We start from the raw sequence: 16349 nt of genomic DNA, 5'->3' as shown, positions 1-16349 counted from the left end.
CGGCGGCCTAGGCGGTGGCGCTCCGCACGTACGCGCGCAGGTCCTCGCGGTCCGAGACGCGGACGTATCCCGCGCGGGCGACCACCGCCTGGGACGCCGTGTTCTCCGGTTCGACGATGGCCAGGAGGGACGACGCCCCGGGCCGGGCGAGGGCCCACTCGGAGAGGGAGACCAGGGCCTCGGAGGCGTAACCCCGGCCCCGTGCGCCGACCGCGAGGTCGTAGCCGACCTCGGCGACACCCTCCTCGTCCGGCGGACCGTGGAAGCCCATCCCGCCGACGGTGATCTCGTCCTCCACCCGGACCAGGGCGAACATGCCCCACTCGGGCCGGTGGACGCCGGACGCGTAGGCCTTGGTGATCATCTCCGCGGCCGTCCGCGTCCCGTCGAAGGGCCCGCCCTCGATCCAGGTCAGACCCCCCGTACCGCCCACGGCGAGATCGGCCGCCGCCGCGGGGGAAACCTCCCGCAGGACGATCCGCCCGGCGGGGATCTCCAGGGGGTTGTGCCAACGCCACCGGTCGCGCGCCGGGCGCCCCGGCAGAGCGCGGCGGCCCGTGGCCCAGAGCAGCGTCGCCCACTGGTCCGATGGCGTACGCGCGGGCTGTACCTGCGGGAAGAGCCAGGCGAGCACCGCCTCGCACAGGGCGGCGGGCGGCTCCGTGTCCACGCCGAGCGCCTGCGCGATGTCGTACGTGTGGAGCAGCAGTTCGGCGACACCCATCGCCGAGAAGCCCGTCGCGTCCGCGCTGCCGTGCGGGTACGGGTGGTAGGCCCGGACCCCCGGCGGCGTGGTCCGCACCACCGCCGACACCAGGCCGGCGGCCGACTCGATGACGCGGATCGCGTCATCGGGACCCGAGCCCTCGTCGAAGGCCATCTCGAAGGGGACCCACCCGTCGGTCGCCCGGCCGGTCAGCTGTCCGGCGTACGCGACGAGGACTCCGGCGACGTGCTCGGCCGTCTCCAGGCAGCTCCAGTCCAGGCCGTCCGCCTTGACGCCCCAGTCGAGCCCCACCACGGCACGCAGCACCTTCGCCGCGTGCGCCGCGGCTTCCTCGACCTGGTCCCCACCCATGGAAAGCATGCGGGGAGCGTACGGGAGCGTCAGGCGCCGAGCAGATCAATTTCCGTCGCCAGGTTCGCGCGCGCGGGGTCCTCCCACTCCGCGGTCCCGTACGGGGTGCGGTACAGCCTCGGCAGTTCCAGGAGCTGGCGGAGTACCGCCGCACGGCCCGCGCGGAAGTCCTCGTCCGGCACGAAGGAGTACTCCTCGCGTACGGCGGCGGCGTACGCGGCGTACGCGTCAGGGGCGGCGGCCAGGATCGCCAGGTCGGCGTCGCACAGCGTCTCGCCGTTGTGGTCGCCTTCGGCGGGGTCGTGGGTGACGGTGAGACGGACCAGGCGGGCCACCTCCGCCGTCGCGCCGGGCGTCAACCCCGCTTCTTGGAGGGCGCGTTCGGCGAGCCGAGCGCTGCGCTCCTCGTTCTCGGAGCGGTCGGGCGCGTACACCGCGTCGTGGAACCAGGCCGCGAGCCGTACCAGCTCGGGGTCCTCGGCGTGCTCCTCCAGTACGTCGATGTGGTCGAGGACCGCCGTGAGGTGGGCGGTGGTGTGGTATCGCCGCTGCGGCTCGGCCCAGCGCGCGAGCAGGTTGTCCGCGTAGGGCGCGGGGTCGGGGGTTCCCGCGCTCGCGTGGAGCAGGGTCGCGTGCCAGCGGGCGCGGAGTTCCTTGTCGTCGGCCATGGGGCGACCCTAGACGCCTGACTTTGCCGTTTCCCCGTTGCCATGCGCGGCGGTGACAGGGTTGGCTGCGGCCATGACGACCACGACGACTGACGAGACGTACGACCCCGAGCGCCCCGGCCGACTCCTGCGCACCGAACGCGACGCGCTGATACCGCTGTTGAGGGACGCCGACGATGCCGCGTACGGCATCCGGACCTGTTGTCCCGGCTGGACGGTGCGCCATGTGCTCGCGCACTGCGGCTCCGCGCTGATGCGGGTGGTCGAGAGCCGATTCGAGAAGGGCGTGTACTCGCCGGAGAGCAACGAGCGTGACATCGCCGAGCGCGCCGACTGGTCCAACTCCCGTGTGGTGGACGAGTTGGAGCGCGGGATGACGGAGGCGGGGCCGCTGATCGCCCGGTCCAAGGGGCGCCTCGACGGCGTCGCGCTGGGGGAGTGGGTGCACGCGGGGGATGTCCGCGAGGCGTGGGGCCGGCCGGGGGCCTATGGCGGGCCCGGGCTCCCGGACGCGCTGCTGTTGCTCGCCGCGCACAGCAAGGCGGTGGACTCGGTGGCGTTGCACGCGGACATTGACGGGCGGGATGAGCCGTTGCTGCTCGGCGCGGCCGGTGGCACCGCGCCGCCCGCGCGGTACATCGGGGATGCGCCGACGCTGATTCGCCTCAGCGCGGGGCGGCCGTTGACGGGGACGCGGTATGAACTCGCGGGGGCTAAGGAGGCTGACCTGGGGGTTTTCAGCTGAGGAGGGGAGAGGTGGGGTGGCGTGGGAGCGGCGTGGTGAGCTCACGCCGCAACCGCCGCTACCTGCGAAGACGCCAGATCAAGCACGCTGTCCCCGAACCGAGGGGCTCCGACCATGATCAGCCGAACCTAGGACCTAGGAGTGCACTGCTTCCCGCACCATGGCGGCGAAGTCGTGGTAGGGCTCGGGGTCGTCACCGTCACCGGGCCACCACACATACGCGGTCCACTCGCCGTTCTCCGCGACGCTGTCGGCGTGCAGCAGCCAGTAGCAGCCGCTGCCGCCGTCGTCGTCGCCGATCAGCAGGCACCGCTTGAGTATGGCGAGCTGGTTTACGAACGAGTCGCTGTCCGACCACGCTTCGATGAGGTCGGCCTCCAGGTCGGCGAACCAGCCGATGTCCCCGACCTGGAACAGGTCGACGGACCCGATGTCCTCCCAGCCGTCACTGGCTTGGAGGAAGTTTCGATACGAGAGGGGAAGCCTCGTCCCGAGCCGCTCCTCGGCGGCCACGATCGCTTCCTCGCCCGCCGGTTCGGCGCCGGCCCACCCGGCCTCCAGCCGCTCCTCGCTGATGACCTGGCGTTGGTCCTCGATGGCCTCACGGACCTCGTCCGAGTTGATGTGCCTGGCGTTGAAGTCGCTGAGGAACGCGCGCCATTCCGCGACCGTCAGGGGTGAAGAGGTCGTCATTCCAGAACTCCGATGATGAGAACGGTGGGTCTCGGAAAGCCTCACACGATCCACTGACAATCGAAGCGTGTGCTGACTCTGCGGCAACCCGGCCCTCGAAACAGCTGCTCAGGACTCCGTCGGCCAGGCCCTAGTGCTGGTGGTCGTCCGGCTTCGGGGCAGTCTCATCCCCGTGTCCCGGCTGGACAGCCCCCGAGTGGACCGTGAACGCCGCCGTTCGTACCTTTCCCTCGTGCTTGAAGTCGAGGAACAGGCGGTACGAACCCGCGCTGGGGGCCGTGGCCATGAAGGAGACGTCGGGGCCCGGGGTGGTCCTGCCGTCGCCGGGTTCGCCTGTGGGGTGTACGTGGAGGTAGGCGAGGTCGCCTGAGCGCAGGGCGACCAGGTGACCGTAGGAGCCCAGGTAGGGCTGGAGGTCGGTGACCGGCTTGCCGTTCTTCTCCACGCTCAGGGTCACGTCACTGGACCTCCCCGGCTTCAACTCGCCCTTGAGGCTGACCTCGTAGCCGTCGACCGACGCCTTCGCGCTCTGCTCCGGCAGCTTCTTCGGCGCGTACGTCCCCGCCACCGCCAGGTCCGCCCCCAGCGTCAGGCCCTCCTTCGCGCCCTTGGGCCTGAAGTCGGCGAAGACGCGGTAGTCGCCTCCCTCCGGGAGCTCGACCGGCGTCGACCAGGTGCCGTCCGCCATGGGGGTGCCTCCCTGCTCCTTAAGAGCTTGGGGGAGGGTCGGGTGCAGGTGGCGGTAGGTCGTCAGGTCGCGTGAGGCGACGATGAGGTGCAGCTCCTTGCCGTGTTCCCTCTCGTATGCGGTGACGTTCTTGCCCGTTGCCCCGCCCGTGCCGTCCTTGACCACCGCGAACCGCAGCTCCTCGCGCTTCCCGGCATCGATGCGGGAGGTCTTCAGGTCGAGCGTGTAACCGCGCTCGGAGATCTGCAGACCGCCGGGCACGGTGGCCGCGTGCCCCGACCCCTCCTTCTCGCCCGTGCGCCCGCCGTGCCCGCCGTGCTCGCTCGCGGGCTTCTTCTGCGAGGTCACGGGGTCGACGCCCCGGCCCACTCCGTACGCGGTGCCGAAGGTCGCGGCGACAGCGGCGGCGAAGGCGGTGATCTTCAGTCCGGTGTTCATGACGGCTCCCGGGAGACGAGAAGGGGGAGGAGGAGGGCGGTCGCCGCTCCTCGCGCATTCCGAAGATACCCCCCTAGGGTATGAAGTCAAGCCGCGATCCTCCCTTGCGTTCAGTACCCCCCAGGGGTATACATGGATCTTATCGGGGGTACCCACCCCGGGTACCCCGCCCCCAAGGAGCCCGCAGACATGTCCACCACATCCGGTACATCCGGCGCACCCGGCGCACCTGGCACCACCGAGGTGGCAGAAGTAGAGCTCGCCATCGGTGGCATGACCTGCGCCTCGTGCGCGGCCCGGATCGAGAAGAAGCTCAACCGCATGGACGGCGTCGAGGCGACCGTCAACTACGCCACCGAGAAGGCCAAGGTCAGTTACCGCGGCCAGGACATCGCCGTCCACGACCTGATCGCCACGGTCGAGGCCACCGGCTACACCGCGCAGGAGCCCGCCCCGGCCCGTACGGAGACGGAGCAGGGTTCGGCGGCGGACGGGGATCGGCAGGCCGACGAGGAGTTGCGGCCCCTGCGTGAGCGGTTGACGGCGGCGGTCCTGCTCTCCGTCCCCGTCATCGCGATGGCGATGGTCCCGGCCCTGCAGTTCGAGTACTGGCAGTGGCTGTCGCTGACCCTGGCGGCGCCGGTCGTGACGTACGCGGCCTGGCCCTTCCACAAGGCCGCGTTCACGAACGCGCGGCACGGCGCGGCGACGATGGACACGCTGATCTCGGTCGGCACGTCGGCCGCGTTCATCTGGTCGCTGTGGGCGCTGTTCCTCGGCACGGCCGGTACACCCGGCATGACCCACCCCTTCGAGCTGACCATCTCCCGCACGGACGGCGCCGGGAACATCTACCTGGAGGCCGCGGCGGGCGTCACCGCCTTCATCCTCGCCGGTCGCTACTTCGAGGCCCGCTCCAAGCGCAAGGCGGGCGCGGCCCTGAAGGCGCTGCTCCAGCTGGGTGCCAAGGACGTCACCGTCATCCGTGGGGGAGAGCGTGACAGCGGCCGTGAAGAGACCATTCCGGTCGGCGACTTGAAGGTCGGCGACCATTTCCTCGTACGGCCCGGCGAGAAGATCGCCACCGACGGCAAGGTCGTCGAGGGGGCGTCGGCCGTGGACGCCTCGATGCTCACCGGCGAGTCCGTGCCGGTCGAGGTCGCCGAGGGCGACTCCGTCACCGGCGCCACGCTGAACGTCGGCGGACGCCTGCTCGTCGAGGCCACCCGCGTCGGCGGTGACACCCAGCTCGCCCGCATGGCCAAGCTCGTCGAGGACGCGCAGAACGGCAAGGCGGCGGCCCAGCGCCTCGCCGACAAGATCTCGGCGGTCTTCGTGCCCATCGTCATCGCGCTCGCCGTCGCCACCCTCGGCTTCTGGCTCGGCAACGGCTCGGGTCTGACGGCGGCCTTCACCGCGGCCGTCGCCGTACTGATCATCGCCTGCCCGTGCGCCCTGGGGCTCGCGACGCCGACCGCCCTCATGGTCGGCACCGGACGCGGCGCCCAGCTCGGCATCCTGATCAAGGGCCCGGAGGTCCTGGAGACGACCCGCAAGGTCGACACGATCGTCCTGGACAAGACCGGCACCGTCACCACCGGCAAGATGACCCTGCTCGCCACGCGTGTCGCGCAGGGCGTCGGTGAGGAAGAAGTCCTGCGGCTCGCGGGCGCGTTGGAGCACTCCTCGGAGCACCCCATCGCCCAGGCGGTGGCCACCGGCGCGGCCGAACGGGTCGGCGCGCTGCCCACCCCCGAGGGCTTCGCGAACGTGGCGGGCCTGGGTGTCCAGGGCGTCGTCGAGGGGCACGCGGTCCTGGTCGGCCGTGAGGCGCTCCTCGCGGAGTGGTCGATACGGCTCCCGGTCGAGCTGGCGCGGGCGAAGGCGGAGGCGGAAGCGGCCGGACGTACGGCCATCGCGGTCGCCTGGGACGGCGAGGCGCGCGCGGTCCTGGAGGTCGCCGACGCCGTGAAGGACACGAGCCCCGAGGCGATCGAGCGCCTGCACGCCCTCGGTCTGACCCCGATCCTGCTGACCGGCGACAACAAGGCGGTCGCGGCATCGGTGGCCGCCGAGGTGGGCATCGCCCCTGGTGACGTGATCGCGGAGGTCATGCCGCAGGACAAGGTCGACGTGGTGAAGCGGCTCCAGGCGGAGGGCCGGAGCGTGGCGATGGTCGGCGACGGCGTGAACGACGCCGCCGCCCTCGCCCAGGCCGACCTGGGCCTGGCGATGGGCACGGGCACGGACGCCGCGATCGAGGCGGGCGATCTGACTCTCGTACGAGGCGACCTGCGCGCGGCGGCCGACGCCATCCGCCTCTCGCGCCGCACCCTCGGCACGATCAAGTCGAACCTGTTCTGGGCCTTCGCCTACAACGTGGGCGCGCTGCCGCTGGCCGCCGCCGGTCTCCTGAACCCGATGATCGCGGGCGCCGCGATGGCGTTCTCCTCGGTCTTCGTGGTCGGCAACAGCCTGCGGTTGAGGGGGTTCAAGCCGCTCGGCTGAGGGGGGTGGACCCGCTCGGCTGAACGGCTGGGGGCGCGGGGCCCAACCTTCGGCGAGTACGACGTGTACATGACTTTTCGATCACCCTGGTGCGCTTGGGGCGCGCCGGGGTGATCTGCGCGTAGGCTGGGTAATTGGACTAGACCTGTGTGCGGTCGCGGCCGCGACCCCGGACCCGGACCCGAAGGAAGACATCCATGAGCAAGCGTGCAGTCCTGGAGGTGATCGCCCTCGACGCCGAGGACGCCGTCGCCGCCCAGGCCGGAGGCGCTGACCGCCTCGAGCTGGTCACCGACATGGCCGCGGACGGCCTGACCCCGTCCCGCGAGACCTTCGCCGAGATCCGTGCCGCCGTGGACATCTCCCTGCGCGTGATGCTGCGCCTCGCGGACGGTTTCGACGCGGGTGACGTCGACGCTCTCGTACGCCGTGCGCGCGAGCTCAGGAGCGCGGGCGCCGACGAGTTCGTACTGGGCTTCCTCGACGAGGCCGGCGGACCCGACCTGGCCGCGGTGGAAGCGCTGGTGGACGTGCTCGACGGCTGCCGCTGGACGTTCCACCGGGCCATCGACCGGACCCCCGACCGCGACGCCCTGCGCAAGCAGCTCGCGGACCTGCCCGGCCTCGACACCTACCTCACCGCGGGCTCGGCGACCGGCGTGGACGACGGCCTGCCCACGCTGTCCGCCGAGGCCGCGCGGTCCGGCGAACCGGGCTACGAGCAGCAGATCCTGGTGGGCGGCGGCCTCCGCCTCGACCACCTTCCGCAGCTGAAGGCGGCGGGCGCCGACGCCTTCCACATCGGTGGGGCCTCGCGGCCAGGCGGCTGGACGGCACCGGTCTGCGCCGAGGCCGTCGCCCGGTGGCGGGCGGCAGTGGACGCCTGATCCCTTTCCGCCCGGGGTGCCTGATCACGTTCCCCGCGTGACGCGATACAACTGGTCGGACAAAGGTCGGACAAAGAGGGGGACTTCATGCCGACACCGGCGGACAAGACGCGTCGCGCGGACCGGATACTCGCGGCAGGGACGCTGCCCGTTGCCGCGACGCTGCTCACCGGAACGGTGGCGCTCTACATCGCACTCGTCGCGTTCGGGAACATCACCGACTTCGACAGCAACCAGCAGTTCGTGCGCCATGTCCTGGCGATGGACACCACCTTCAAGGACGACGACCTGATGTGGCGCGCCATAGGGTCCACCGCGCTGCAGGACACCGCGTACATCGGGATCATCGTCTGGGAGACCCTGGCCGCACTGGTCCTGCTCACGGCGACGGCCCTGTGGGCGGGTGCCCTGCGCCGCCCCCAGGGGCTGCGCCGGGCCCGAAGGGCGGGCACGGTCGGCCTGCTGATGGTCCTCGTCCTGTTCGGGGTGGGATTCATCGGCATCGGCGGCGAATGGTTCGCCATGTGGCAGTCGGAGGACTGGAACGGTCTGGACGCGGCCACGCGGATCGTGACGCTCGCGGGCATCGTGCTCGTCGTCACGCACCTGCCGTCCGCCGACGCCCCGGCGGACGGTCCCGCGCCCGGCCCCGGGGGAAGCGGGTCCTGACGACCCGTGCCCAACTTCGATCAGCTGGTGGTGCTGCCTCGGGACACCGGCGGACGGACGTCGGCCGAGCGGGCTGCGGCGCACCGTCCGCGGACCGGGCCCGACCGGCGCAGGCGGCCCGGCGCGTCGGGCCGGGCCGCTCCGCCGACGCCACGTCGGCAGCCCTGGCGCACCGGGTGGTTCACGCTCGCGCTCCCGTGCCCGCGTGCGTGCCGAGCGCCGCTCATGCCTCGGCGGATGCGCCCGTCGCCGCCGTGATCAGGGCGGTCGCCGCCGCGCGGGAGGTCGCGGCCACCGTGGAGTCGTGGTCCATCAGGGCGGAGACGCCGGCGCCGTCGTAGAGGAGTTGGAGCTGGTGGCCCAGGGCCTCGGGGGCGGCGGCGCCGGCCTCGACGGCGAGGCGGGTGAAGAGTTCGCGCAGCCAGCCGCGGAAGGCCTCTGCCGCTTCCTGGACCAGCCCGCCGGCGCCGGCCTCGGCGCCGGCGCGGATGAAGGCGCAGCCGCGGAAGTCGGGCCGGTCGAACTGCCGCCCCTGGGACTCGAAGACCGCCAGCATCTGCTCGCGGGGCGTGTCGCGCTCCGCGACGGCCCGGGTGATCCGGTCGGTGGTGGCCGCGTGCCGGGAGTCGAGGTACGCCCGGACGAGCTGCTCCTTGCCGCCGAAGGTGTTGTACAGCGACGCCTTGGCCACGCCCGCGTGCTCGATGACCCGGTCGATCCCGACGCTCTGCACGCCCTCGGCGTAGAACAGCTCGTTCGCGGCGGCGAGCAGGCGCTCACGCGCCGACGGCTTCGCGGTGCTCTGGACACTCGCCATGACGGTCACTCCTTCAGACAGGTCTGTCTACATTATGCGCCGACCGCGCTCCTTCGGCCGAGTCCCGGCCGGAGGCCACCCCTCAGGTGTTGCCGCCGACCCGCTCGCCGTGCAGGACCGCCGCCCTGTCCCGACCGCCGCGCAACAGCCCGAGCAGCGCGAACGCCGCGAGGACGATCACGGCGACGCCGTACTCCTGCGCGGTGGCGGTCAGTCCGCCCGCGTGGACGACGAGGAACCCGGCGATCACGGCGGGCACCCCCATGCCCAGGTAGGAGACGATGAAGAGCAGCGAAAGGACCCCGGAACTCTCGTGCGGCCGGGCCAGCGGCATCACCGTACGGATGCCGCCCTGGAACCCGCTGCCGAAGCCGACGCCCGCGATGGCGGTGCCGACGAAGAAGCCGGTGGGGGAGGAATCGCGGATCGAGACGAGGGTGAGGGCCACCCCGGCGATCAGCGCGAGGATGCCGGTGAGCATCACCGTCCGGGTGGCCGCCTTCCGCAGGACCAGCACCGAGACGGCGGCCACCCCGGCGAGCACGAACAGGCTCAGCCCGCCGAGGACTTCGGACCTGGAACCGGTCAACTGCCGTGCGAGGGACGGACCGAGTGACCCGTACAGCCCGGCCAGCGCCCAGACGGCGAACAGTACCGGCGCGGCCACCAGCATCGGGTGGCGTGCGGCGCGCGGCAGCTTGATCTCCGGCGCCAGGCTGGCCAGTGCCCCCGGCTTGCGGGTCACCGTCTCCGTCATCAGCGTGACGGCGACGGCCTGGAGGACGAAGACGGCCAGCAGTCCGAGGTAGACCAGATGCGTGGGCGCGGGCAGGAACTGGACGACGAGGCCGGAGACCAGCGCGCCGGTCGCCGTGCCGATGCCCGGGGCGACCGCGTTGGTGATCGTGCCGCGCGACCGGTCGATGTCCATTATCCCCGCCCCGATCGCGCCGAGCGCGGCGCCGGTCGACAGGCCCTGGACGATCCGGGCGACCATCAGCCCCGGCACGCCGTCGGCGGTGGCGAACACGATCATCGAGGCGGCCTGCGCCGCCAGCGCGGCCAGCAGTATCGGCCGCCTGCCGACGTGGTCGGAGAGCTTGCCCATGGTGAGCAGCGCGAGCAGCACGGCCATCGCGTAGACGCCGAAGACCACGGTGGTGGTGATCGGGTCGAAGCCCCATTCGGCCTGGTAGACCGCGTAGAGCGGGGTCGGCGCGCTGGAGGCCGCCAGGAACGAGATAGTGATCGAGGCGAGTACGTACAGCGCCACGTTCGGCGGCAGCCGCGTGCCCCGCGCCGATACGGCAGCGGAGTCGGATCCGGAAGCGGATCCGGCGTCGGCGGGCGCCGCATCCGAGGCGCGCGCCGGTTTGGACGCCGGGACGACCGAGAGATTCGTCATGACCATTCCCGTCCGAAGTTTGAGTAGACCTGTCTGTCTAATCGCGAGTCATGCTAGACAGACAGGTCTACTCAGGTCAACCGGGAGAGGCGAGCGTCACTCGGGGCGCGCTCGGTGGCCGCCTATGGCCACCGACCCCTTGGAACCGATCGTCTAGCGGGCGAGCTGCTCCGGCAGTTCGGTCGCGTGGACGACGGTGAGCCCCGAGACGGCGCGGGTCAGGGCGACGTACAGCCGCCGCAGGCCGGTCCGCTCGTCGGGCTCGCCGTCGACCACGGCGGCGGGCTCGTCGAGGACCACGTAGTCGTACTCAAGTCCCTTGGCGAGGGAGGCGGGTACGAGTGTGAGCCGGGTGTCGGGGGTGGTCTCTTCGCCGGGCGAGAGGTACGTCATCCCGGCCGCGTCGAGGGCTTCGGCGAGCGCCGGGACGCGCGCGTCGGCCGCGATGAGGCCGATGGACCCCTCGTGGCGGAGGGACTCGACGCAGGCTTCGAGGGAGGCGGCTTCGAGATCCTCCACGCGCCGCACCACCAGCGAACCGGCCGACTCACGCACGGACTTGACCTCGGCGAGGCCGGGCGCGATGGAGGGAAGCAGTCGCGAGGCGAACGCGATCACCTCCCGGGGCACACGGAAGCCCGCGGTGAGCTCCTCCACCACGGCCTCGCCCTTCCCCAGATGCCCCAGCGCCTCTTCCCAGCTCCGCGTGGCCCAGGGGGTGGTGCCCTGTGCGAGGTCACCGAGGACGGTGGCGGATCCGGTGGTGCAGCGACGGCCCACCGCCCGGTACTGCATGGGGGAGAGGTCCTGCGCCTCGTCGAGTACGACATGCCCGAGGGAGTGGGTCCGGGCGACGAGGTCGCTCGCCTCGTCGATCAACACGGCATCGGCGGCGGACCACTTGGCGGCCTTGACGCCGCGTACGGGCTTCGCCCAGAGAATGAGCTTCTGCTCGTCGGGGTCGAGGACCCCCTCCGCGTGCTCGGCGAGGAAATCGGCGTCGGAGAGCAGCCGCAGCACGAGCTTGGCGGGGTCGACGGGCGGCCACACGGCCTTGACGGCGGCCTTCACGGCGGGGTTGCGGGCCACCGCGTCCTGTACGCGGTCGTCCGGGGCCTCGCCCGCCCGCTCCATCTGCACGAGCACGGCGTGCGCGATGCGCTGCGGCAGGGCGTCGCGGGCGGCTCCGTACCTGATGTCGCGGGCGAGCAACTCGGCCACGAGCTCTTCGAGTTCGTACGCGGGGATGCGCCATCGCCGCGACCCGCGCACCACCATGAGGGGCTCGCTCGGCGTACCCACGTGAGACCGCAGGGCCTTTCGCAGTACTTCGGCCATGCGGGCGTCGCCCTTGACGACGGCTGCGGGCGCCTCGTCGGTGCCCCGCACCTCGACGTGCGAGACGAGATCGTCGACGGTGGCCTGCTTCACCTCCAACTCGCCCAGTGCGGGGAGCACTTGCTCGATGTAGTGAAGGAACGACTTGTTGGGGCCGATGACCAGGGTGCCGGTCCTGGCCAGGCGCTCCCGGTGGGCGTACAGGAGGTAGGCGACGCGGTGCAGGCCGACGGCGGTCTTGCCGGTACCGGGACCGCCCTGCACGCAGACGGATCCGCCGAGCCCGCTCCGTACGATCTCGTCCTGCTCGGGCTGGATCGTGGCGACGATGTCGCGCATCGGGCCGACGCGGGGCCGCTCGATCTCCTGCTGGAGCAGCTTGCTGGTCCGCTCGACCTCGTCGGCGTCGCTGAGGCGTTCGTCCTCGTACGCGGTGAGGTCGCCGCCCGTGTAACCGAACCGCCGTCGCAGGGCGATGTCCATCGGCGTCTTCTTGGAAGCCCGGTAGAAGGGCTGTGACACGGGGGCGCGCCAGTCGATGACCATCGGGTCGCCGTCGGCGTCGTGGACATGCCGCCGGCCGATGTAGAACTGCTCGCCCTCGGCGCCTTCCGCCTGGTCGGCGCCGGGGGCGTGGAGGTAGTCGAGGCGGCCGAAGAAGAGGGGGGTGTGGGAGAGGTCGGCGAGGGATTTGATCCGCTCGTCGATCTGGCTCTGCAGGACGGCGGCGTTCACCCAGTTCGCGGTGACGTCGCGGATGTCGAGTGCCTCGGCGTCCTCGCGCATCGCTCTCAGGGCCGAGCGGGACGCCGAGAGGTGGGACTGCTCGTGGGAGAGAGGGTTGGGGCGGGCATGCACGGTTGCCTCCGGCCTGGGTGCGGGTTCTGGGCCGGCCGGTTTCCGTCCGGCCGGCGACCGCGTTCCACGCGGGCAGACCGGGCATCTTATGCCTCCCCCGCGTGGAGGGGCCACCGGTTTTCCTCCCGGGGGCTGGGGTGCCCCGCGCCTCACCTGGACGAACGAGCTCTCCCGCCCACCCGCCCGATTGCCCCGGGTCCTACCTGGACGAACGAGCTTTCCCGCCCGCCCGCCCGATTGCCCCGGGTCTCACCTGGACGAACGAGCTTTCCCGCCCGCCCGCCCGATTGCCCCGCGCCTTACCTCGACGAACGAGCTCTCCCGCCCACCCGCCCGATTGCCCCGGGTCTCACCTGAACGAACGAGCTTTCCCGCCCGCCCGCCCGATTGCCCCGCGTCTTACCTCGACGAACGAGCTTTCCCGCCCACCCGCCCGATTGGCCCGCGTCTCACCCGTGGGCGAACAAGCACAGGGCGGCGAGGGCGGCGAGGGCGGTGAGGGCGGTGAGCCGACCATCATCCGCCCGCAGTCGGCATCGAGACGTGAGGGGACGTGTCGGTATTTCCGCCCGGAGCACGGTTCGCGGCACTCCCCCGCCGAAGCAGACAGGCGCCCACTGGCGGATGGCGAGGACGGACATACCGGCGCGGCCCCGCCCCCGGATGAGCGGCCCCCGCGGTCCACTAAAGTCGCCGCCGTGAAGCAACCCAGGGTGAGCACAAAGTCACGCACCGTAAATACCCCCGCGCCAGCATCCGCCGCCGCCCTCCTCCTCCTCCTGGCCCTCTCCCTAGCCGCCCTGGCCACCCTCTGCCTGACCCAGCACATCCCCATGGCAGACACCCTCGTCTACCGAGCCGAAGGGGCCGCCGTGGCCGACGGAGGTGATCTCTACGGGTTCACGGTCACCGAGTGGGATCTCCCCGCCACGTACCCCCCGTTCGCCGCCATCCTCTTCGTACCGACCACCTGGCTCCCCCTCCCCGCCCTCAAGCTCGCCTTCATCGCGGGGAACATCGCTCTCCTCGTACTCCTGATCCACCTCTCCTGCCGCCTCGCCGGTCTCCCCACCCGACTCGCCCCCCTCCTCACGGGCACCGCCCTCGCCCTCTGGCTGGAGCCCGTCTTCCAGACCATCCTCTTCGGGCAGATCAATCTCGCCCTCGCCTGTCTGATCCTCTGGGATCTGACCAGGCCCCCCGGTGCCGTGGGCAAGGGCTTCGCCATCGGTGTCGCCGCCGGGGTCAAGCTCACCCCGGCGGTCTTCATCGCGTATCTCCTCCTCACCGGGCGCGTACGCGAAGGGGTGACCGCCACCGCGGCGCTCGCCGGAACCGTCGCGCTCGGCGCACTGGCTCTCCCCGCCGCCAGCGCAGACTTCTGGACCCACCGGATCTTCGAGACGGGCCGCGTCGGCAAGGCGTGGATCGTCGACAACCAGTCGCTTCAGGGGCTCATCGCCCGCGTGGCCCACGACCCGCACCCGGGACTCCTGTGGGCCGTCCCCGCCACCCTCGTCGCCGTCACCGGGATGTGGCTCGCGAGCCGCACCTCAAGCGAACCCCGCGGCGTCCTCCTGGCCGCGGCCACCGCGCTCCTCGTCTCGCCCATCAGCTGGTCCCACCACTGGATCTGGTGCGTACCGCTGCTGACCCTGCTCATGGCGGAGGGCCGCCCCCGCCTGGCCTCGGCGGTGGCGGCCCTCTTCACGGCCCGCACCCTGTGGCTCGTCCCGCACCGGGGCGACCTCGACCTGCGGCTGCCTCTCTGGCAGCAGCCGTTGGCCTCGCCCTACCCCCTGCTCGTTCTGGCGCTCACAGCGCTCACAGCGCTCACAGCACTCACAGCCCTCGCGGCCCTCAGTTGTCCGCCAGCAATTCGTCCGCGTCCACGATCCGGTACGCGTACCCCTGCTCGGCGAGGAACCGCTGCCGGTGCGCCGCGAAGTCCTGGTCGATCGTGTCCCGGGCCACGACGGAGTAGAAGCGGGCCTCGTGACCGTCGGCCTTCGGACGCAGCACGCGACCGAGCCGCTGTGCCTCTTCCTGCCGGGAGCCGAACGTCCCCGACACCTGGATCGCGACCGTAGCCTCGGGCAGGTCGATCGAGAAGTTCGCGACCTTCGAGACGACGAGAACGGAGATCTCGCCCTCCCGGAACGCCCCGAACAGCTTCTCGCGCTGCGCGTTCGTCGTCTCGCCCTTGATGACAGGCGCGTCCAGGTGCTCGCCCAGCTCGTCCAGCTGGTCGATGTACTGGCCGATGACCAGGGTCTGCTCGCCCGCGTGCTTCTTGACCAGCGCTTCCGTCACCTTTCGCTTCGTCGCCGTCGTGGCGCAGAAGCGGTACTTCTCCTCGGCCTCGGCAGTGGCGTACGCGAGCCGCTCCGAGTCCGTCAGGTTGACCCGCACCTCGACACAGTCCGCGGGCGCGATGTACCCCTGCGCCTCGATCTCCTTCCACGGAGCGTCGAACCGCTTCGGCCCGATCAGCGAGAAGACGTCCGACTCGCGGCCGTCCTCCCTGACCAGCGTGGCCGTCAGGCCCAGGCGGCGCCGGGCCTGGAGGTCGGCGGTGAACTTGAAGACGGGGGCGGGAAGCAGGTGCACCTCGTCGTAGATGACCAGGCCCCAGTCCCGGGAGTCGAAGAGCTCAAGGTGCGGGTAGACGCCCTTGCGCTTCGTTGTCAGGACTTGATACGTGGCGATGGTGACGGGGCGGATCTCCTTGCGCGTACCGCTGTACTCGCCGATCTCCTCCTCGGTCAGCGAGGTCCGCTTGATCAGCTCGTGCTTCCACTGCCGGGCGGAGACCGTGTTGGTCACCAGGATCAGCGTGGTCGCCTTGGCCTCGGCCATGGCACCGGCCCCGACCAGCGTCTTGCCCGCGCCACAGGGCAGTACGACCACGCCACTGCCGCCGTGCCAGAACCCCTCGACCGCCTGCTTCTGATACGGACGCAGCGCCCAGCCGTCCTCCGCGAGTTCGATCCGGTGCGCCTCGCCGTCGACGTACCCGGCGAGGTCCTCGGCGGGCCAGCCCAGCTTCAGGAGGGTCTGCTTGACCTGCCCGCGCTCGGACGGGTGGACGACGACGGTGTCCGCGTCCACCCGCTCCCCGACGAGCGGCTGCACCTTCTTGGACCGCAGGATCTCTTCCAGGACCGGCCGGTCGGTGGTGGTCAGGACAAGGCCGTGCGTGGGGTGCTTGGAGAGGGTGAGGCGTCCGTAGCGCGCCATCGTCTCGGCGATGTCCACGAGCAGCGCGTGCGGCACGGGGTAGCGCGAGAACTCCACAAGGGCGTCCACGACCTGCTCGGCGTCGTGCCCCGCCGCACGGGCGTTCCACAGGCCCAGCGGCGTCACGCGGTAGGTGTGGATGTGCTCGGGAGCACGCTCCAGCTCCGCGAAGGGCGCGATGACACGGCGGCAGGCGTCGGCCTGCTCGTGGTCGACCTCGAGCAGGAGAGTCTTGTCCGACTGGACGATCAGGGGACCATTCACGCGCGCACCCTTTCGGTAAGCCAAACGTCCAGTGTGCCGCATGGCGCGCCAAT

At 71.2% G+C, this 16349-nt stretch carries 12 protein-coding genes and 1 pseudogene; 5 read left to right on the top strand and 8 right to left on the bottom strand.

Annotation, left to right across the window (positions count from 1 at the left end; all coding sequences use genetic code 11):
* Nucleotides 1-7: 7 nt before the first annotated feature.
* Together ACFVXC_RS14425 and ACFVXC_RS14420 are read right to left on the bottom strand one after the other, a co-directional pair.
* A complete protein-coding gene (locus tag ACFVXC_RS14425) occupies nucleotides 8-1087 on the bottom strand; it encodes a GNAT family N-acetyltransferase (RefSeq protein WP_389905169.1) in 1080 nt (359 codons plus the stop codon).
* Nucleotides 1088-1107: 20 nt separating this feature from the next.
* Nucleotides 1108-1746 (bottom strand): hypothetical protein, encoded by a 639-nt coding sequence (locus tag ACFVXC_RS14420; RefSeq protein ID WP_389905167.1) that lies wholly within the window; start codon nucleotides 1744-1746, stop codon nucleotides 1108-1110.
* A gap of 73 nt (nucleotides 1747-1819) precedes the next feature.
* Here ACFVXC_RS14420 and ACFVXC_RS14415 point away from each other — a divergent pair, with 73 nt between their 5' ends.
* A complete protein-coding gene (locus ACFVXC_RS14415) occupies nucleotides 1820-2491 on the top strand; it encodes a maleylpyruvate isomerase family mycothiol-dependent enzyme (protein WP_389905165.1) in 672 nt (223 codons plus the stop codon).
* Nucleotides 2492-2626: 135 nt separating this feature from the next.
* Here ACFVXC_RS14415 and ACFVXC_RS14410 read toward each other — a convergent pair whose 3' ends face one another.
* Complete coding sequence (locus ACFVXC_RS14410) at nucleotides 2627-3184, bottom strand: SMI1/KNR4 family protein (protein ID WP_389905163.1); 558 nt, start codon at nucleotides 3182-3184, stop codon at nucleotides 2627-2629.
* 130 nt (nucleotides 3185-3314) lie between these two features.
* The gene (locus tag ACFVXC_RS14405) at nucleotides 3315-4310 is read right to left on the bottom strand and encodes a hypothetical protein (protein WP_389905160.1); all 996 of its coding nucleotides are present in this window, start codon (nucleotides 4308-4310) and stop codon (nucleotides 3315-3317) included.
* Nucleotides 4311-4499: 189 nt separating this feature from the next.
* Between ACFVXC_RS14405 and ACFVXC_RS14400 the strand changes: the two genes are divergently transcribed.
* The 3 genes from ACFVXC_RS14400 to ACFVXC_RS14390 all read left to right on the top strand — a co-directional run bounded on the left by ACFVXC_RS14400 (nucleotide 4500) and on the right by ACFVXC_RS14390 (nucleotide 8374).
* The gene (locus ACFVXC_RS14400; RefSeq protein ID WP_389905158.1) at nucleotides 4500-6818 is read left to right on the top strand and encodes a heavy metal translocating P-type ATPase; all 2319 of its coding nucleotides are present in this window, start codon (nucleotides 4500-4502) and stop codon (nucleotides 6816-6818) included.
* 197 nt (nucleotides 6819-7015) lie between these two features.
* Nucleotides 7016-7705, top strand: a complete 690-nt coding sequence (locus ACFVXC_RS14395; RefSeq protein ID WP_389905155.1) for a copper homeostasis protein CutC — start codon at nucleotides 7016-7018, stop codon at nucleotides 7703-7705.
* An 87-nt stretch (nucleotides 7706-7792) separates the two neighbouring features.
* Entirely contained in the window at nucleotides 7793-8374 is a 582-nt protein-coding gene (locus ACFVXC_RS14390) for a DUF2165 domain-containing protein (protein ID WP_389905153.1), read from the top strand.
* Between the two features lie 223 nt (nucleotides 8375-8597).
* Here ACFVXC_RS14390 and ACFVXC_RS14385 read toward each other — a convergent pair whose 3' ends face one another.
* From ACFVXC_RS14385 to ACFVXC_RS14375, 3 genes are all read right to left on the bottom strand, one after another.
* Complete coding sequence (locus ACFVXC_RS14385) at nucleotides 8598-9191, bottom strand: TetR/AcrR family transcriptional regulator (protein WP_389905150.1); 594 nt, start codon at nucleotides 9189-9191, stop codon at nucleotides 8598-8600.
* Nucleotides 9192-9273: 82 nt separating this feature from the next.
* Complete coding sequence (locus ACFVXC_RS14380; protein WP_389905147.1) at nucleotides 9274-10596, bottom strand: MFS transporter; 1323 nt, start codon at nucleotides 10594-10596, stop codon at nucleotides 9274-9276.
* 153 nt (nucleotides 10597-10749) lie between these two features.
* Nucleotides 10750-12792: a HelD family protein gene (locus ACFVXC_RS14375; RefSeq protein WP_389905144.1), complete on the bottom strand. Its 2043-nt coding sequence runs from the start codon at nucleotides 12790-12792 to the stop codon at nucleotides 10750-10752.
* Between the two features lie 833 nt (nucleotides 12793-13625).
* On the opposite strand from ACFVXC_RS14375, the pseudogene ACFVXC_RS14370 reads away from it, so the two are divergent.
* Nucleotides 13626-14732 (top strand): annotated as a pseudogene (locus ACFVXC_RS14370) (glycosyltransferase 87 family protein); the annotation flags it as partial.
* On the opposite strand, the gene ACFVXC_RS14365 reads toward ACFVXC_RS14370, so the two are convergent.
* Nucleotides 14653-16296: a DNA repair helicase XPB gene (locus ACFVXC_RS14365; protein WP_249589228.1), complete on the bottom strand. Its 1644-nt coding sequence runs from the start codon at nucleotides 16294-16296 to the stop codon at nucleotides 14653-14655. The pseudogene ACFVXC_RS14370 and the gene ACFVXC_RS14365 overlap by 80 nt on opposite strands.
* Between the last annotated feature and the right edge of the window lie 53 nt (nucleotides 16297-16349).

The sequence above is a fragment of the Streptomyces sp. NPDC058257 genome (assembly GCF_042881845.1).
Classification (GTDB): Bacteria; Actinomycetota; Actinomycetes; order Streptomycetales; family Streptomycetaceae; genus Streptomyces.
The sequence above is the reverse complement of the archived record's forward strand: the minus strand, read 5'-3'. Positions and strand labels throughout refer to the sequence as shown.